Source organism: Flindersiella endophytica, from assembly GCF_054779015.1.
This window is the reverse complement of the sequence record NZ_BAAGYY010000013.1, coordinates 528,415-544,920: the sequence shown is the minus strand read 5'-3', so window position 1 is coordinate 544,920 and position 16,506 is coordinate 528,415. Positions and strand designations below refer to the sequence as shown.

At 67.6% G+C, this 16,506-nt stretch carries 16 protein-coding genes; 11 read left to right on the top strand and 5 right to left on the bottom strand.

Translation table 11 applies throughout. The features are described from left to right. The first annotated feature begins 125 nt into the window (after nt 1–125). The 8 genes from ACYVF6_RS14845 to ACYVF6_RS14810 all read left to right on the top strand — a co-directional run bounded on the left by ACYVF6_RS14845 (nt 126) and on the right by ACYVF6_RS14810 (nt 9,557). Complete coding sequence (locus ACYVF6_RS14845; protein ID WP_460521380.1) at nt 126–1,100, top strand: sugar-binding transcriptional regulator; 975 nt, start codon at nt 126–128, stop codon at nt 1,098–1,100. A gap of 88 nt (nt 1,101–1,188) precedes the next feature. Next, complete coding sequence (locus tag ACYVF6_RS14840) at nt 1,189–3,231, top strand: S9 family peptidase (protein WP_460521378.1); 2,043 nt, start codon at nt 1,189–1,191, stop codon at nt 3,229–3,231. A 420-nt stretch (nt 3,232–3,651) separates the two neighbouring features. Further along, nucleotides 3,652–4,749 (top strand): ABC transporter permease, encoded by a 1,098-nt coding sequence (locus ACYVF6_RS14835; RefSeq protein ID WP_460521376.1) that lies wholly within the window; start codon nt 3,652–3,654, stop codon nt 4,747–4,749. Nucleotides 4,750–4,752: 3 nt separating this feature from the next. Beyond that, nucleotides 4,753–5,682, top strand: coding sequence for an ABC transporter permease (locus ACYVF6_RS14830; protein ID WP_460521374.1), 930 nt, complete (start codon nt 4,753–4,755; stop codon nt 5,680–5,682). 12 nt (nt 5,683–5,694) lie between these two features. Beyond that, nucleotides 5,695–6,582, top strand: a complete 888-nt coding sequence (locus ACYVF6_RS14825; protein ID WP_460521372.1) for an ABC transporter ATP-binding protein — start codon at nt 5,695–5,697, stop codon at nt 6,580–6,582. Continuing rightward, nucleotides 6,575–7,462: an ABC transporter ATP-binding protein gene (locus tag ACYVF6_RS14820; RefSeq protein WP_460521370.1), complete on the top strand. Its 888-nt coding sequence runs from the start codon at nt 6,575–6,577 to the stop codon at nt 7,460–7,462. Before ACYVF6_RS14825 ends, ACYVF6_RS14820 begins: the two co-directional genes overlap by 8 nt. Beyond that, nucleotides 7,459–7,674, top strand: coding sequence for a hypothetical protein (locus ACYVF6_RS14815; protein WP_460521368.1), 216 nt, complete (start codon nt 7,459–7,461; stop codon nt 7,672–7,674). Before ACYVF6_RS14820 ends, ACYVF6_RS14815 begins: the two co-directional genes overlap by 4 nt. A gap of 62 nt (nt 7,675–7,736) precedes the next feature. After that, a complete protein-coding gene (locus ACYVF6_RS14810; RefSeq protein WP_460521366.1) occupies nt 7,737–9,557 on the top strand; it encodes a periplasmic substrate-binding domain-containing protein in 1,821 nt (606 codons plus the stop codon). A 250-nt stretch (nt 9,558–9,807) separates the two neighbouring features. On the opposite strand, the gene ACYVF6_RS14805 is transcribed toward ACYVF6_RS14810, so the two are convergent. The 4 genes from ACYVF6_RS14805 to ACYVF6_RS14790 form a co-directional block, all read right to left on the bottom strand. After that, nucleotides 9,808–10,959, bottom strand: a complete 1,152-nt coding sequence (locus ACYVF6_RS14805) for a ligand-binding sensor domain-containing protein (RefSeq protein WP_460521364.1) — start codon at nt 10,957–10,959, stop codon at nt 9,808–9,810. Further along, complete coding sequence (locus ACYVF6_RS14800) at nt 10,956–11,780, bottom strand: hypothetical protein (RefSeq protein ID WP_460521362.1); 825 nt, start codon at nt 11,778–11,780, stop codon at nt 10,956–10,958. Before ACYVF6_RS14800 ends, ACYVF6_RS14805 begins: the two co-directional genes overlap by 4 nt. 74 nt (nt 11,781–11,854) lie before the next feature. Further along, nucleotides 11,855–12,997: an ABC transporter permease gene (locus ACYVF6_RS14795; protein ID WP_460521360.1), complete on the bottom strand. Its 1,143-nt coding sequence runs from the start codon at nt 12,995–12,997 to the stop codon at nt 11,855–11,857. Next, nucleotides 12,994–13,842, bottom strand: a complete 849-nt coding sequence (locus ACYVF6_RS14790) for an ABC transporter ATP-binding protein (RefSeq protein WP_460521646.1) — start codon at nt 13,840–13,842, stop codon at nt 12,994–12,996. Before ACYVF6_RS14790 ends, ACYVF6_RS14795 begins: the two co-directional genes overlap by 4 nt. A 460-nt stretch (nt 13,843–14,302) precedes the next feature. Between ACYVF6_RS14790 and ACYVF6_RS14785 the strand changes: the two genes are divergently transcribed. After that, complete coding sequence (locus ACYVF6_RS14785; protein ID WP_460521358.1) at nt 14,303–14,602, top strand: DUF4193 domain-containing protein; 300 nt, start codon at nt 14,303–14,305, stop codon at nt 14,600–14,602. A gap of 179 nt (nt 14,603–14,781) precedes the next feature. On the opposite strand, the gene ACYVF6_RS14780 is transcribed toward ACYVF6_RS14785, so the two are convergent. Next, the gene (locus ACYVF6_RS14780; RefSeq protein WP_460521644.1) at nt 14,782–15,171 is read right to left on the bottom strand and encodes a DUF4235 domain-containing protein; all 390 of its coding nucleotides are present in this window, start codon (nt 15,169–15,171) and stop codon (nt 14,782–14,784) included. A gap of 124 nt (nt 15,172–15,295) precedes the next feature. On the opposite strand from ACYVF6_RS14780, the gene dut reads away from it, so the two are divergent. Beyond that, complete coding sequence (dut, locus tag ACYVF6_RS14775; RefSeq protein ID WP_460521356.1) at nt 15,296–15,799, top strand: dUTP diphosphatase; 504 nt, start codon at nt 15,296–15,298, stop codon at nt 15,797–15,799. Next, complete coding sequence (locus tag ACYVF6_RS14770; RefSeq protein ID WP_460521354.1) at nt 15,796–16,506, top strand: DUF3710 domain-containing protein; 711 nt, start codon at nt 15,796–15,798, stop codon at nt 16,504–16,506. Before dut ends, ACYVF6_RS14770 begins: the two co-directional genes overlap by 4 nt.

Below are 16,506 nucleotides of genomic sequence, written 5' to 3'. Positions count from 1 at the left end.
TGAGATATGGTAAAGCTCATCCGACCGTGCAGGTCAACCGCTGGTGACCGGCACCGGCCATGACATCGGCCATGACATCGGCAGGAACGTGGACAGGAACACGGGAAGAACGTGGGGAGGAAGACGTGAGCGCCGAGGAGCTGTCCGAAGCCGAGCGCGCAGCTGTCGAGTCAGGCGACGACGTGGCAGTCCGGATCGCCGTGGCACGCCGCTACTACCTCGGCGACCAGGCCAAGGTGAGCATCGGGAAGGCGTTCGGCCTGAGCCGTTTCCAGGTCGCCCGGATGCTGCAGGACGCCCGCCGCGACGGGCTGGTCCGGATCGAGATCGGTGCACCCGGACGTCGCGATCGCGAGCTGTCGGCCGCGCTGCAGGAGAAGCTCGGCCTGCGCAAGGTCGTCGTGGTCGCCTCGAAGCCGTCGACGCCGCACGCCACGCTCGAGTACGTCGGCCGGGCGCTGGCCGACGAGCTCACGGCAGCCGTCCGCGAAGGTGCGGTGGTCGGGCTGGCCTGGAGTGCCGCCATCGCGGTGATGGCGCAGGCGCTGGACCGGCTGCCACGCTGCACGATCGTCCAACTCGCCGGTGCGCTCTACCCACCGGCCGGCGTGCCCGGATCGGTGGAGGTGAGCCGCCTGGTCGCGCAGGCGGCCGGCGGCGACGCGCATCCGATCTACGCACCGCTCGTGGTCACCGACGCCGGCACCGCCGCCGGACTGCGCCGGCAGCCCGAGATCGCGGACGTCCTCGGGCGCAGCCCTGCAATCGACCTGGCCGTGGTGTCGGTCGGCGCCTGGCGTCCGTCCGCGTCGGCTGTCTACGACCTGCTCCCGGCCGAGGAGCAAGCGGCGGTGGCGGCCGCCGGAGCGAGCGGCGAGGTCTCGGCCCGGCTGTTCGACGCCTCTGGACGACCGCTGCGTACGCCGTTGGACGACCGGGTGATCGGGGTCACGGCCGCCCAGCTGAAACGCGTACCCCACCTCATCACATCCAGCGTTGGTGCGTTCCGCGCCGAGGCGACGCTGGCCGCGGTTCACGCCGGACTCGTCCACACGCTCGTCGTCGACGAGGAGCTCGCGACCGCGTTGCTGACGGCGTGAGCTGTCGTCGTCCGGCCGGCCTGCCACCACCGGCCAGGCGTGCGCTGTAAGCGCTGAAATCCGGCCAACCTCGCATAGGCTCGCGAGGGTGGAGACACCTTTCGACGAGCTCGACAGTTTCGTCGCCATCAAGCGACTCGCCGCCCTGGCCCTCTCTCCCGACGGCACGCGTCTGGTCACCGCCGTGCAGCAGCTCGACCCGGAGGGCACCAAGTACCTCACCGCACTCTGGGAGGTCGACCCCACCGGCGAAGGACCCGCGCGCCGGCTGACCCGCTCGGCCGAGGGGGAGAGCGCCCCGGCGTTCCTGCCGGGCGGCGATCTGCTCTTCATCTCCAAACGCCCGGACCCCGACAGCAAGCCGGACGACGACAGCAAGCCGGCCCTCTGGCTGCTGCCCGCCGGCGCCGGCGAGGCGCGTGAGCTGGCCGACCGGCCCGGCGGCATCGGCGGTGTGAAGGTCGCCCACGACAGCGGGACGATCGTCTTCACCTCGGCCACCATGCCCGGCGCCAAGACCGCCGACGACGATGCCGAACGCCGCAAGGCGCGCAAGGACTCCAAGGTCGCCGCGATCCTGCACGACGCCTATCCGATCCGCTTCTGGGACCACGACCTCGGCCCTGACCAGGTACGCCTGTTCAGTGCGAACGCACCGGACCCTGCCGCCGGCGACCCCAGGCTCGAGCCGCGCGACCTCACGCCCGACCCGCGCGCAGGCTTCGACGTTCCCGTCTCGTACGACGTGAGCGCTGATGGCCGCGTCGTGGTCACCGCGTGGAGGAGGCGCAGGCGCGGTGGCGAGCTGGTCGCCGACCTGGTGGCCATCGACACCGAGAGCGGCGACCGCCGGACGCTCGTGACGTCCGAGGACTACGACGCTGACACGCCGGCGATCTCGCCGGACGGCCGCCAGGTCGCCTATCTTCGCCACCGGATCGGCCGCGACGACATTCCGCTCGCGACCTCGCTGTGGCTCACCAGCCTCGACGCCGATCCGGCCGCACCAGCCGAGGAGCGTCAGCTCGCCGCCGATCTCGACCTCTGGCCGGGCGCGCCGCTGTGGTCGCGCGACGGCCGGACCATCTACTTCAGCACCGACCAGAACGGCCGGCACCCGGTGTTCGCCGTCGACGTGGCGTCCGGGCAGGCTCGCCGGCTGGTCGCCGACGCCACCTACACCGACCTCGCGGTCGACCCCAGCGGGCAGTATCTCTACGCGCTGCGCAACGCCGTCGACTCGCCGGCCCTCCCGGTCCGGCTCGACACCACGAAGACGGATCAGGAGCCGGTCTTCCTGCAAGCGCCGGTCGAGCGTCCGCAGCTGCCCGGCCGGCTCGAGGAGGTCACCGCCACCGCGCAGGACGGCTCTCCGCTGCGCGCCTGGCTGGTTCTGCCCGACTCTGCCAAGCCCGAGACACCCGCACCGCTGCTGCTGTGGATCCACGGCGGCCCGTACAGCTCGTGGAACGGCTGGCACTGGCGCTGGAACCCATGGCTGGCAGCAGCGCGCGGCTACGCCGTGCTGCTCCCGGATCCCGCACTGTCAACCGGCTATGGCGAGCGCTTCATCGCCCGGGGCTGGGGCGAGTGGGGCGGCGCGCCCTACACCGACCTCATGACGATCACCGACACCGCGTGCGCGCGGCCCGACCTCGACCAGACGAAGACCGCGGCACTCGGCGGCTCGTTCGGCGGCTACATGGCCAACTGGGTCGCCGGCCACACCGATCGGTTCAAGGCGATCGTCACCCACGCGAGCCTGTGGGCGCTCGACCAGTTCGGCCCGACGACCGACCTGGCGGGGCACTGGTTCCGCGAGCTCACGCCGGAACGCGCGGCGCGCAACTCGCCGCACGCTTCGGCCGGTGAGATCCGGACGCCGATGCTGGTCATCCATGGCGACAAGGACTATCGCGTTCCGATCGGCGAGGGCCTGCGGCTGTGGTGGGACCTCGTGCGCGGATTCGACGGCGATCCCGCGGACCTGCCGCACCGGTTCCTCTACTTCCCGGACGAGAACCACTGGATCCTCGCTCCCCAGCAGGCCAAGGTCTGGTACGACACGGTGTTCGCGTTCCTCGCCTGGCACGTACACGACGAACCCTGGGAGCGGCCCGAGCTGCTTTGACATCCGCGAGCGATACTTCGGCCCGAGACGCCCGACGACGACGTGGCGTAATCGAACAGTGCACTTGCGCGAACCAGCGTCTGGGGCCTGTTCGAGCGCGCAGTGCGATTGTTGCGTGTCACGTCGCCAGGTTGGGGCAAAGCGGACAAGAGTGACGTATTGTTGCGCCTCGATGATTGAAAGAGGTTGCAGCCTTGAGAATCCGATCACCTTTCGGCAGAAAGTTTGGGTTACATTCTTGCCCAACTACTTCCCCCGAGCGGGTCTCCGCAGGTATGTTCCCGGGCAACTCGATTGCGCGCTACAACGTCGGGCGTGGAGTTGAGCGAGCCAGTCGGGGCTGAACAATACGGAAAGTGCTGACATTGTTCTTCCAGGTAGCAGCGCGCGGTGATTCGCGTAGGCGGTTCGGAGGTGAGCGTGGCCGCAACTGATATCGAGGCCGAGCCCGAGGAACTGCGCGAGCAGGGTCGCAAACAGCGAAGAGATCCGGTGCTTTCCGCCGGAGTCCGCTATGTGATCTGGCGCATCCTCAAGGCACTTTTCACCATCTACGTCGTCGCGACCGCGACGTTCTTTCTTGTCCGGCTGCTACCCGGCAACCCCGTTCAGTCGTATATCAACAAGTTGATCGCGGAGCAGGGCATCTCCTATCAGGAGGCCGCCGGCCAGGCCGCGGCGCTGTTCTCGTTCGACCCGAACGAGCCGCTGCTGTTGCAGTACTGGGAGTACCTCACGGGTCTCGTCCGCGGCGACCTCGGTAGCTCGCTCTACTCGCCGGGCTCGTCCGTGCTGGACCAGATCGGCGCGTACCTGCCCTGGACGCTGTTCAGCGTCGGCACCGCCCTGATCATCAGCTTCGTGCTCGGCATCGGCATCGGCATGGCGATGGCCTACCGGCGCGGCGGGATCTTCGACCACGTCATGACGTTCCTCGGATCGCTGACGCACTCGATCCCGAACTTCCTGCTCGCGCTCATGATCATCATGTTCTTCGGCGTTCAGCTCGGCTGGCTGCCGATCGACCAGATGCGCGGCTCCTACTCCCAGGGCGTCGTCGTCGGGTTCAACCTCGAGTTCTTCAGCGACGCGCTGTTCCACGCGCAGCTGCCGATCTTCGTCTACATCCTGACCTCGCTCGGTGGCTGGATGCTGGTGATGAAGTCGTCGACGATCGAGACGATCGGTGAGGACTACGTGACAGTTGCCCGGGCGCGTGGCCTCACCGACCGCCGGATCCAGTTCCAGTACGTCGGCCGCAACGCGATGTTGCCGTTGTTCACCAGCTTCGTGCTGTCGCTCGGCTTCGTCGTCGGCGGCTCGATCCTGGTCGAGACCGTCACGCAGTACCAAGGAGTCGGATATCTCCTGCAGCAGTCTGTGCAACGGCGCGACTACCCCATGCTGCAGGGAATCCTGTTGCTGATCACGATCTCGGTCGTCATCGCCAACCTGGCCGCGGACCTGCTCTACAGCAAGGTCGACCCGCGGATCCGGATCGCAGGCAAGGAGAACTAGGCCGTGACACAGATTTTGCAGACTGGTCAGACCGAGTTCGAGCCGCCCACTCCCGACACCGAGGCCGATGGCAAGCAGGGGAGCGCGGGGGCCTTCCGGGTCTTCGTGCGCTCGATGATGCGCAGCCGCACCGGTTTCATCGGCTTCCTGGTGTTCGCGTTCATCGTCCTGGTCAGCCTGATCGGACCGTTCTTCACACCCGACCTGTCGTCGAACCCCGACATGATCTTCGCGTCGCCCAGCCTGGCGCATCCGCTCGGGTCCGACTTCGAGGGCAAGGACATCCTGATCCAGGTCATCGACGGCGGGCGCGCGATGATCCTGATCGGGCTGCTGGCCGCGGTCGTCTCGACCGCCATCGCGGTCTTCTTCGGTGCGCTCGCGGCCTACGTCGGCGGCCGCCTCGACTCGGTCATCGTGACGATCACCGACATCGTGCTGACCGTTCCGCACATCGTCCTTCTGGCGGTGCTGGCCGCGTTCTACCAGGTCGGCAGTGCCTGGGCACTCGCCATCATCATCGGCCTGCTCGGCTGGCCCGGCCTGCTGCGAGCGGTGCGAGCGCAGGTGTTCTCGCTGAAGGAACGCGAGTACATCGAGGCAGCGCGTCTGCTCGACCTCGGCACGGCCCGCATCGTCCTCACCGAGATCGTGCCGAACATGGCGAGCTTCATCCTGATGAACTTCGTGATCGGCATGACGAGCGCGATCTACGGCCTGGCCGGCCTCTACCTCCTGGGCCTGGCCCCGATGGAGGGCCAGAACTGGGGCATCATGCTCAACTGGGCCAACACCACCGGCGCGATCTACGACTCGAGCAGCTTCTTCTACGCCCTGGGTCCGGTGCTCGCGATCTGCCTGCTGCAGCTGTCCCTGGTGACGATGTCGAGGTCGTTCGAGGAAATCCTCAACCCGCGGCTGCGGAACAACTAAGGAGGGACGGAGATGCCAGAGCCTGTACTCAAGGTTCGCGACCTGGCCGTCGAGTATCGCACCGGCCAGGCCGCCAACAGCACCGTCCACCGCGCGGTCAAGGGCGTGAGCTTCGACCTGCATCCCGGCGAGAGCATCGCGCTGATCGGCGAGAGCGGCTGCGGCAAGACCACGCTGGCGCTCGCCCTGCTGCGGTTGCTGCCGAAGCTCGGGTCGATTCCGCAGGGCACGATCGAGTACCGCTCCCGGGGCGGCGACCTCACCGACGTGTTGAGCCTGTCGGAGTCGCAGCTGCGCAAGTACCGCTGGAGCGAGTGCGCGATGGTGTTCCAGGGCGCGATGAACTCCTTCAACCCCGTGTTGCGGGTCTGGGACCAGATGGTCGACACGGTGCGCGCGCACGACCGCACGGCGTCCGCGCGCTCGATCCGGGAACGCAGCGAGGACGTGCTGCGTGAGGTGGAGCTCGACCCGGATCGCGTGCTGCGGTCGTATCCCCACGAGCTCTCCGGCGGCATGCGCCAGCGCGTGCTGATCGCGATGGCGATGCTGTTGAAGCCGCAGGTGCTCTTGCTGGACGAGCCGACGACGGCCCTCGACATCCTGACCCAGCGCCGGATCGTCGACCTGATCCACGACCTGCACGAGAAGCTCGACTTCGCGATGATCTTCGTGTCGCACGACCTCGCGGTGGCCGCCGAGCTCGCCACCCGGGTCGCGACGATGTACGACGGCGAGATCGTCGAGATGGACGACGTACGGGAGATCTTCTACCGGCCGCAGCATCCCTACACCCAGAGCCTGATCAACGCGGTTCCCACGGTGACGGCGGAGCGCGAGGAGTCCGGCGCGTCCAACGGTAAGGGCGCTGACAGCAAGGAGGTGTCCGCCAATGGCTGACTCGACCAAGCCGGCCGGCAAGGGTGAGAACCTGCTGGAGCTCGACAACATCACGCAGGTCTTCAAGACCCGGCGTGGCGAGATCAGGGCCGTCGACGACGTGACGTTGAAGCTCGGCGCCGGCGACGTACTCTGCCTCGTCGGGCAGAGCGGCTCCGGCAAGAGCACGACCGCCAAGATCGCGTGCGGGCTGCTCAAGCCGACCGAGGGCAGCGTCCGGTTCCAGGGCAGGGACATCTTCGGCCGGGGCTCCGGGCACAAGCGGGCGTTCAAGACGTTCCGCAGGTCCGTGCAGTACGTCCACCAGGATCCGTACGCCTCGCTCAGCCCGATCCGCGACATCTTCGGCACCCTGTCGGCGCCGCTGCGCAAGCACGGTCTGGTCAAGAGCCGGTCGGAGGCGTGGAGGCGGTGCGGGGAGCTGCTGACCCAGGTCGGACTCACTCCGCCCGAGACGTACCTCTCGAAGTTCCCTCACCAGCTGTCCGGTGGCCAGCGCCAGCGGGTCGCGGTGGCCCGTGCGCTCACGCTCAACCCGCAGCTGATCATCGCCGACGAGGCGACCTCGATGCTCGACGTGTCGATCCGGATCAACCTGCTCAGCATGCTCGGGAAGCTGCGTACCGAGCTGGGGGTGGGATTCCTCTACATCACCCACGACCTCGCGATGGCCAAGTACTTCGGCCGCGACGGCGACATGGCAGTGATGCACCTCGGAAAGATCGTCGAGTACGGACCGACGCTGGACGTCATTCAGAACCCCCAGGACGCCTACACCCAGGCGTTGCTGGAAGCCGTTCCCGAAGCCGACCCGGACCTGGCTCGGCGTAAGCGGGCGGCCCGGATCGCGGCCAGGGCAGGGGAGACGGTGGCCTCGTGATTCCACAGCACGCCGGCCAGGCCATGTTCAAGATGGCGGTGTTCATCGCCGTCGTGGCCGGCTTGCTGCTGCTGTGGACACGGCCAAGCCCTGGCACACCGGAATTCGTCATCACTGTGGCTACGCTAGCCCTGGGGGTCGGCTTTGCCGCCGCGATACTGATTTCGGTCAAGCTGTCTCAACGCAGGAAAGACCGCGAACTACCCAAGTAGCGGAAAGAGCTGAAGAAGCTAAGTACAAACCACCGACCTCTATTAGGTAGGACGACAAAGGAATGAACACCACACCTGACTCGTCGGCGCGGGAGATCTCCCGCCGGCGAGTTCTCGAGATCTTCGGGCTCGGTGCCGCGGGCACTGTCGTCCTCGCGGCCTGCGGTTCGCCTGGCGGCACCGGGAAGCCGGGAGGCAACGACAAAGGCGGCGCCAAGGAGTTCCACGGCGCGTGGCCGTACGAGATCCCGCCCAAGGGTCACTTCAACGTGATGAGCGGTGTGCTCGACTCCATCCTTGGTGGGACCGCTTTCCAGGACCTCTTCCTCATCCCCGGCGGCATGTGGCTGTGGGAGGAGAAGAAGTGGTACAACCTCCTCGCCGACAACTTCGCCTTCGACGAGGCGGCCAAGACGTTCACCTACACCATCAAGAAGGGCCTGAAGTGGTCCGATGGTAAGGAGATCACCAGCAAGGATGTCGAGACGACGTTCTGGTGCCGCTGGGTCATGCGCCAGATCGAGTGGAACTACGTCGACGACATCGAGGTCAAGGACGGACAGACCGTCGTCTTCAAGCTGAGCAACCCGGCCACGGTGCTCGAGCGCTACATCATCCGGCAGGGCATCTACAGCGACGCGACCTATGGCGAGTTCGCCAAGCGGGCCAAGGCGCTGAAGAAGTCCGGCAAGGACATGGACAGCGACGAGGGCACCAAGCTCAACGAGGACCTGCAGAAGGCGCGTCCGGACGGCATCATCGCCAGCGGTCCGTTCAACATCGACACCAAGTCGATCACCAGCGGCCGGCTCGACCTGGTGAAGAACAAGACCGGCTACGCCGCCGGCGAGGTGAAGTTCGACAAGGTCGTCATCTTCAAGGGCGAGACGAACGACATCGCGCCGCTGGTGAAGAACAAGTCCGTCGACTACGCGACGCACGGCTTCGCGATCGCGCAGGAGCGCGGCTTCGAGAGCGTGGGCATCCGGATCATCCGGCCTCCGGTCTACTCCGGTCCCGCGCTGTTCTTCAGCCTCGACAAGGTTCCGGAGTTCAAGGACGTCCGGGCGCGGCAGGCCCTGGCGTACGTCATCGACCGCAACGCCAACGGCAAGGTCTCGCTCGGCGAGTCCGGCAAGGGCGTCGTCAACATGACCGGTTTCTCCGACCTGCAGGTCGAGGACTGGATGTCGGCCGGGGACATCGCCAAGCTCAACAAGTACCCCGTCGACACCGCCAAGGCGACCGACCTGCTGACCCAGGCGGGCTGGAAGCAGAGCGGCGGCAAGTGGACGAAGCCGGACGGCAAGCCGGCGAAGTACACCCTCGGGTTCCCGAGCGACTACGCCGACTGGGCACCGGCCGGCAAGAACGTCGCGGAACAGCTCACGAAGTTCGGTATCGAGATCTCGCAGCGCGGCGTGGTGTCGACCCAGCTCGACCCGGATGTCTACAAGGGCAACTTCGAGCTGGCGATCCACCCGTGGGGCGCGGGCAACCCGCACCCGTTCTTCGCGTTCTCGGCCGACTTCTTCACCTACAACTACATCATCGCCAAGAACCAGGGTGGCAAGGGCATCAACTTCCCGTTGCAGACCTCCACCCAGGCCTTCGGTGACGTGGACATCGAGAAGCTGGTCGTCAGCTCCGGTGAAGGGCTCGACGAGGCGGCGCAGAAGGCGAAGATCAGCCAGCTCGGCGTGATCTTCAACGAGACGCTGCCGATCCTGCCGCTGTTCGAGCGCTACGGCAACAACGCGTGCGTCGAAGGCGTACGGGTCAAGTCGTGGCCGAAGGACGGCGACCCGATCCTGATGAACTCGCCGTACGCCGACAACTTCACCATCCTGCTGATGCTGCAGGGCAAGCTCGAAGCGGTCTGATCCACCGGACCAGACCGTTAGCGGTCGATGGTCGATGCCCGCTCCCGTGGACGAAGGCGCCACGGGGCGGGCATCGCTATATTTCAAGGGCCAACCGGCCCTGAGTCGGAGCTCGTGTTGTCTCGCGGCGCGTTGCCGTTGTGGGTTGCCTCCGGCGGGTCGGACACTCAGGGCTCGGAACCGGGGGCTTCCCGGAACCAGACTGTGCTGGCGTTCCCCGAGCTGGCCGAGGTCGTGGAGTCGTACGCCGCTACGTTGCGTCCGGCGGAGGGTTGAGCTCGCGGCCGGCGCCTTCGCCGGGGGAGAGGTAGCGGCGGGCACGGTCCTCGATGCTGAGCCGGGCGGTGGGCTTGCCGGCCCGGCTGATGCCGCCCCTGCCGTTGGCGTACGGGTACGTGCCGAACCACAGGTCGCCGTCCCGGTCCTGCATGATCGCGCGCACCAGGTCCTCGACCAGACCGTTCTGTTTCGTGTACGACTGCCACGTCGTCCCGTCGTAGCGGCTGACGCCGCCCTCCGTGCCGAACCACATGGTCTTGCTCGCGTCGATCAGCATGGCGTAGACGCGCTCGTTGACCAGGCCGTCCAGCGTCGTCAGGCGGTACCACGTGTCGCCGTCGAGGATCGAGACGCCGTTGATCGTGCCGAACCACATCCGGCCGTCGGGGTCCTCGAACATCGAGTAGACGCAGTCGTCGATCAGGCCGTCGTCGCGGGTGTAGCGGCGCCAGCGCGAGCCGTCCCAGCAGCCGACGCCGGCGCCCTGGCCGTGCTCGTACGTCCCGACCCAGATCCGGCCGCGGGAGTCCTCGAACACCTTCAGGATCTCGCGGCTCGGCAGGCCGTCCCGCTTGCTGAACGACCGCCAGTCCGTACCGTCGAACCGGTGCAGCCCACCGCCGGACCAGGCCGCGCGCCAGCAGCCCGCCCACAGCCGCTGCGACTGGTCGAAGTGGATGTTGAGGATGCTCGTGCCCTTCAGGCCGGCGTCGACGAACCGCTCGCCCTCCAGCCGGTTCAGGCCCGCGTCCGTGGCGACCCAGATCCGGTTCGCGGCGTCCTCGCGGATGCAGGTCACCGCGTTGCTGGCCAGGCCGTGCCGCCGGTTGTAGGTGGTCCAGCCGCCGTGCCCCTTGTTCGGCTCGTACTTCGCGAGGCCGCCGCCCCAGGTGCCGACCCAGATCCGGCCGGCGGAGTCCTGGAACAGGTCGTAGATCCAGTTGTGTGGCAGGCCGTCGGCCGTTGTGAACGACTCCCACTCGAGCGTCTCGTCCTGGTCGGCCTGCTCCAGGAACCGCCGCATCAGGTCGCGTACGGTCTGACGGCCGGGAGCCGGCGAGGCCGGGGACGGGACCGGGGCCGACGCCGCCGGCCGGCGGGACGAGTCGTCCGGCTCGGTCATCGACGGGCTCCGTCCTGGCCGTGGAGCAGCGCCCGCAGTGCACCGCGGACCTCGGCGAGCCGCTCGCACTCCTCGTCGATGGCGCGGCGGAACTCCTCGCTCTGCTGCCGCATCCGCTGGTTGGCGGCCTCCTCGGTGTCGTTGAGCTCGTCGAACGTCGCCGCCTGCCGAAGCGTGCGCAGCCGCCGGTCGAGCCTGCGTTCGGCGGCGAGGTACTGCGCGAGGTGCGAGCACACCTCCTGATCCGGCAGGATCCGGAACCGGATGACGAACGCCTCCATCAGCGTGTAGTCCCTGGCCTTGTAGGCGGAGTGCGCGACGTCGAAGACGGCGTAGGGCGTGTCGGAGGTGTCGGCGTGGACGTTCGGCAGCACGATCCGCTTGAAGTCGCGGACGATCCGTGCCTTGACGGCCGCGTCCAGCTCCTTCTCGTCCTCTGCGAGCGCGGACCGGTCGAACGCGCCGGAGGTGTCCGGCGCGGCGGCGTCGCCTTCGGCTCCAGATTGCGGCTCGGCTCCGGCTTCGTCGCCGTCGGGATGCTCGGTCTCGACCGTGACCAGGGCCTCGCACACCTCTTCATAGAGCGCCTCGGCGCTCGCATAGCCACCGCGCTCCAGCTTGCCGCGGATCCGCTCGTACTCCGCCTCCAACGTCCTCCGCCGCGCGATCGTCTCGTGCAACCGCGCGGCGGTGTGCAGCACCTGAACGCTGAACGCGGCCTCGAGCCTCCGCATCCGGTCCGACAGCGCGATGTAGTCCTCGAGTGCCAGCACCACCCGCGCCCGCACGTTGTCGATCTCACGCACCTTGTCCGCCAACACGTACTGGAGAGTAGGAAGCGCCGGCTGGGACCAGTCCCATCCGGCACTTCCGGCAGCGATGCGTGGTGTCTGGATTACGTACGGGCAGTGCGCCAGGCGTCCTTGACGCTGACCTTGGCGCCCATCCGCAGGACCGCGCCTTCGTAGATCCGGCCGCCGATCGTGATCAGTGCGGCGATCGCGGCGATCATCAGGCCCATCGCAAGAAGCAGCTCCCACCAGGGCGCCGAACCGCGGGCCATCCGGACGGGGGAGGCCAGCGCCGAGAACGGCGGCACGACGCCGAGGAGGCGGGAGACCCAGCTGTCGGGGTTGGAGTTGACGTAGAACGTCGCGAAGAACGAGACCATCACGAGCATGTTCAGCGGCCCGATGACGTTCTGCAGCTCCTCCTGACGCGACACCCGCGCCGCTGTGGCGGCGAACACCGAGCTGTAGAACGCGTAGCCCAGGACGAACCACGCGAAGACGTACCCGACAGGTATCAGCAGGTTGGTGTCGACGGTGAGCATGCCGGTCACGTCGCCGATCGTGAGGCCGAACGCCGCGATGATGACCAACTGCAGCAGCCCGAGCAGGCCGATGCCGAGAATCTTGCCGGCGAGCAGCGCCTTGGTCGGCACCGCCGAGAGGATGAGCTCGACGACCCGCGACGACTTCTCCTCGACCACGCCGAACGCGACCCACATGCAGTAGCCGAGGATCTGGCCGTAGAGCAGGATCGCGCCGACGAACGCCACCTGACCGCGCTGCTCGGCCGCCGGGTCGACGGGGTCGACGCTCTCGACGGCCAGCGGCTTGACCTGCTGTCCGCCGGTCATGACCTGCTGGTGCGCGGTCTGCAGTACCAGGCCGAGGTCGGTGTCGAGGTCCTTCTTCACCACGACCTTGTCGCTCGTGATGTAGGCGTCGAGGTCGCCGCTCTCCAGCGCCGTACGCGCCTGTGCCTCGTCCTCCAGGCGGGTGCGCTCGAGCGTGATGCCCGACTGCTTCGCGGCCGCGTCGGCGACCGTCTGCATCGTGTCGGCCCGCGGGCCGGCGTAGGCGACCTGGTACGTGTCGTCGCCGCCGAACAGCCTCGGCAGGAACAGCACGGCCGCGAGGATCGCCACCGTGATCAGCGTCGAGACGACGAACGACCGGTCGCGCAGGCGCTCCCGCAGCTCGCGGCGGGCGACCAGGCGGATCGCCGCGCCCTGGGACAGTGGGGCACTCATGCGACGGTCCTTTCCGGAGCCGGAACGTTCTCTTCGGAGACGACCGAACGGAACAGCTCGGCCAGCGTCGGCTGGATCGGCCGGAACTCCGCGACCCGGCCCGCCGTACGTGCGGCGTCCAGCAGCACCTGCTCGTCGGCGGCCTCGGTCAGCTCGGTGATCGTGATCAGCCCGGAGCCGTTGTTGCGGCTCTGGTCGAGCACGTGCACGCCCGGTACGTCGACGGTCCAGGCGGGTGCGTCGAGCACCACGCGGTACTGCCGCGGCCGGTCCTTGGTCCGCAGCTCCTCCACTGTGCCGGTCGCGACGATCCGGCCGGCGCGGATGATGCCGACGGCGTCGCAGAGCCGCTCCACCAGGTCGAGCTGGTGACTGGAGAACAGCACGCCGACGCCTCGCCGTACGCGCTGGTCGAGGATGTGGGCCAGCGCGTCGACGCCCACCGGGTCGAGGCCGGAGAACGGCTCGTCGAGCACCAGGAACGTCGGGTCGTGGACGAGGGCGGCCGCCAGCTGGACCCGCTGCTGGTTGCCGAGCGAGAGCTGCTCCACCCGGTCACGGGCCCGGTCCGACAGGCCGAACTCGCCGAGCAGCTCGTCGGTGGCCTGCTCGGCGGCCCTGGCGGGCGCGCCTCGCAGTTCGGCGAGGTAGATCAACTGGTCGCGAATCCGCATCTTGGGATAGAGGCCGCGTTCCTCCGGCATGTAGCCGAAGCCGCGCCTTGCATCGGAACCCGCCCGGCGGCCCTGCCAGGTGATCGTTCCGGCGTCCTGGGCGAGCACGCCCATGATGATCCGCATGGTGGTGGTCTTGCCGGCACCGTTCGTACCGACGAAGCCGAACATCTGACCGGGTTCGATCGTCAGATCGAGCCCGTCGACGGCGAGCAGGTCGCCGTACCGCTTGGTCACGCCTCGAAGTTCCAGCACGCTCAGTAGTTTCGCAGAGCCGACTGGGCAGATTTGTCCTCCTCGGGTACAGTTCAGCCTCGCTCGGGGGGAGGACCTGGGCTCGACACCTGGTGGAGGCCGGTTCCGCGAGGTCGAAAACCTCCCGTCTGCGTAGATCCGGGGTTACCCACGCGACACGCGGGCAAGGTTGCGGCATCGCGCGATCGGATAGGGCAAAATCTGCCCGCTGGATCGGGCACAAGTTCGCTTCGTTGAGCGTTAGGTGCACGACAGCAGGCGTGTGCGGCCGGTTGAGGGCCATGGGGCGGCCAAGGTCGGCGAACCACCTGCAGCCAGCACGACCCGCACAAAGTTGTGCGACCGCGATACCGCGTAAGCCAGGGGAAGAGGGACGATGGCCACCGACTACGACGCGCCTCGCAAAACCGAGGAAGAGCTCTCCGAGGACAGTATCGAGGAGCTCAAGGCGCGGCGGATGGACAAGAATTCCGGAAAGGTCGACGTCGACGAGGCCGAAGTGGCCGAGACGTTCGAGCTGCCCGGTGCCGACTTGTCCAATGAGGAACTCTCGGTACGAGTGCTACCCCGCCAGGCCGATGAGTTCACGTGCTCGCGCTGTTTCCTTGTTCACCACCGCAGCCAGCTCGCCAGTGAGAAGAACGGTCAGTTGGTCTGCATGGACTGCGCCGCCTGAAAGCTTTCCGTACCACGATCTTCGTGGCATGCGGGTGAAAGGGCCCAGGGGCGGGGTCCGGACGAACAAGAACAACGCGTCCATCGCACGTGGAGGTTGACAGCAGGGGCGACCCTGCCGCCACCTCCATGCGGTGGGCGCGTTTGGCATGCCCGAGGCGGATGCGCGCCGGGGCACCTCTAGTGCTTGGCGAGCTTGCGGGCCTTGCGCTTGACGGCTTTGCCCGCCTTGCCGGCCTTCGCCTTGCCTTTTTCTCCGGCGAGCACCAGCGAGTTGCCCGGCTTGGTGTTCTTCGGCTTGGACTCCTTGGACTCCTTGGGCCCGGGCGGCAGCTCGCCGGTCCAGGCCTGCCAGCGGTTGGCGGCCACCTTCGTGGCGACAAGCTGCGCCGCGGCGATCCCAATGGCGCTGGCGCCGACCCAGACGAGAGTTTCCGCCAGGTGCGCATCCGGATTTCCGGCCGGCTTCTTCTCCGGCGGCTCCTTGCCCGTGACGAATCGCCAGCTGCCGTCCAATGCCTTCTTGGTCAGCGTCACAGCGACTACGGTGCTCACGGTACGCACGACCATCCAGCCGACCTTGCCCGCAGCAGACATCGACAACCTCCTCAGCTTGGATCTACCTTGCCCTACCCTCAAGCTCCAGATGTGGCACTCAGCGCGCAAATATTCTCTAGAGATAAGGTCGGACCCCGTGACCAGCGGTAGTGACCACGACGACGTTCCGGTGCTGTTCAACCGCCTCGATCCGGACGTCCCGATTCCGAGCTATGCCCATCCAGGTGACGCGGGCGCGGACCTGGTGTCGACGATCGAGGTGACCCTGCAGCCCGGTGAGCGAGCCGTGGTGCCGACCGGCATCGCCATCGCGCTTCCGAACGGCTATGCCGCGTTCGTCCACCCGCGTTCCGGCCTGGCCGCCCGCTGTGGCGTCTCGATCGTCAACACGCCCGGCACCGTCGATGCCGGCTACCGCGGCGAGCTGAAGATCATCCTGGTCAACCTCGACCCGAAGACGCCGGTCGAGCTGCATCCCGGCGACCGGATCGCGCAGCTGGTCGTCCAGCGCGTCGAACACGCCCGGTTCGTCGAGGTCGACACGCTGCCCGGATCCATCCGGGGTGCCAACGGCTTTGGGAGCAGCGGGGGATTTGGTACCAAGGAAGCACAGGCGAAGCCAGAGGGGGCGCGGTCGTGATCTTCCGCAAGTCTGAGAAGCCGGAGTACTCCGAACAGCTCGAGGAGCAGTACCGCAAGCGCGGCCGCCGGCGGCGCGAGCGCGAGGAGGCCGACCCGTACGCTCATCTGACTGGCGGCGGCCACGACCGTCCGCGCCCGCCGAAGCAGCCCGACCACCCCGGCCCCTACGACGTCTCGGAGATCGACATCTCCGACGAGTCGCAGCACCGGATCGACCTCGGTGGGCTCGTGATCACGCCACTGCCGGGCATGGAACTGCGGCTGCAGATCGACGAGGCGAGCCAGACCGTCGTCGCCGCGCTGCTGGTGATGGACGACTCGGCGCTGGAGCTGCGGGCGTTCGCCGCCCCGCGCAGCTCGGGACTGTGGGACGAGCTCCGCAAGGAGATCTCGTCGGAGACCAGCCGCCGCAACGGCGTCGTCACCGAGAACCGCGGGCCGTACGGCACCGAGCTGAAGGTGATCGTCCCGGTTCGCGCGCCCGACGGCTCCCAGGCTAGCCAGGTATCAAGGATCATGGGAATCGACGGGCCGCGCTGGTTCCTGCGTGGCACGCTGATCGGCAGGGCCGCGGGAGAGCCGCAGGTCGCCGGTCCGCTGCTGCAGGCGCTGGCACAGGTCGTCGTCGTACGCGGCAAGGCACCGATGGCCCCGCGCGACATGATTCCGCTTCGACTACCGGAGCAGGGAGCCCAGGGAGCCTGA

What these genes read in the sequence shown, in the direction of transcription:
- ACYVF6_RS14785 (WP_460521358.1), top strand. Translation starts at nt 14,303, where the DNA reads ATGGCCACCGACTACGACGCGCCTCGCAAAACCGAGGAAGAGCTCTCC.
- ACYVF6_RS14795 (WP_460521360.1), bottom strand. Translation starts at nt 12,997, where the DNA reads ATGAGTGCCCCACTGTCCCAGGGCGCGGCGATCCGCCTGGTCGCCCGC.
- ACYVF6_RS14825 (WP_460521372.1), top strand. Translation starts at nt 5,695, where the DNA reads ATGCCAGAGCCTGTACTCAAGGTTCGCGACCTGGCCGTCGAGTATCGC.
- ACYVF6_RS14805 (WP_460521364.1), bottom strand. Translation starts at nt 10,959, where the DNA reads ATGACCGAGCCGGACGACTCGTCCCGCCGGCCGGCGGCGTCGGCCCCG.
- ACYVF6_RS14820 (WP_460521370.1), top strand. Translation starts at nt 6,575, where the DNA reads ATGGCTGACTCGACCAAGCCGGCCGGCAAGGGTGAGAACCTGCTGGAG.
- ACYVF6_RS14780 (WP_460521644.1), bottom strand. Translation starts at nt 15,171, where the DNA reads ATGGTCGTGCGTACCGTGAGCACCGTAGTCGCTGTGACGCTGACCAAG.
- ACYVF6_RS14790 (WP_460521646.1), bottom strand. Translation starts at nt 13,842, where the DNA reads ATGTTCGGCTTCGTCGGTACGAACGGTGCCGGCAAGACCACCACCATG.
- ACYVF6_RS14810 (WP_460521366.1), top strand. Translation starts at nt 7,737, where the DNA reads ATGAACACCACACCTGACTCGTCGGCGCGGGAGATCTCCCGCCGGCGA.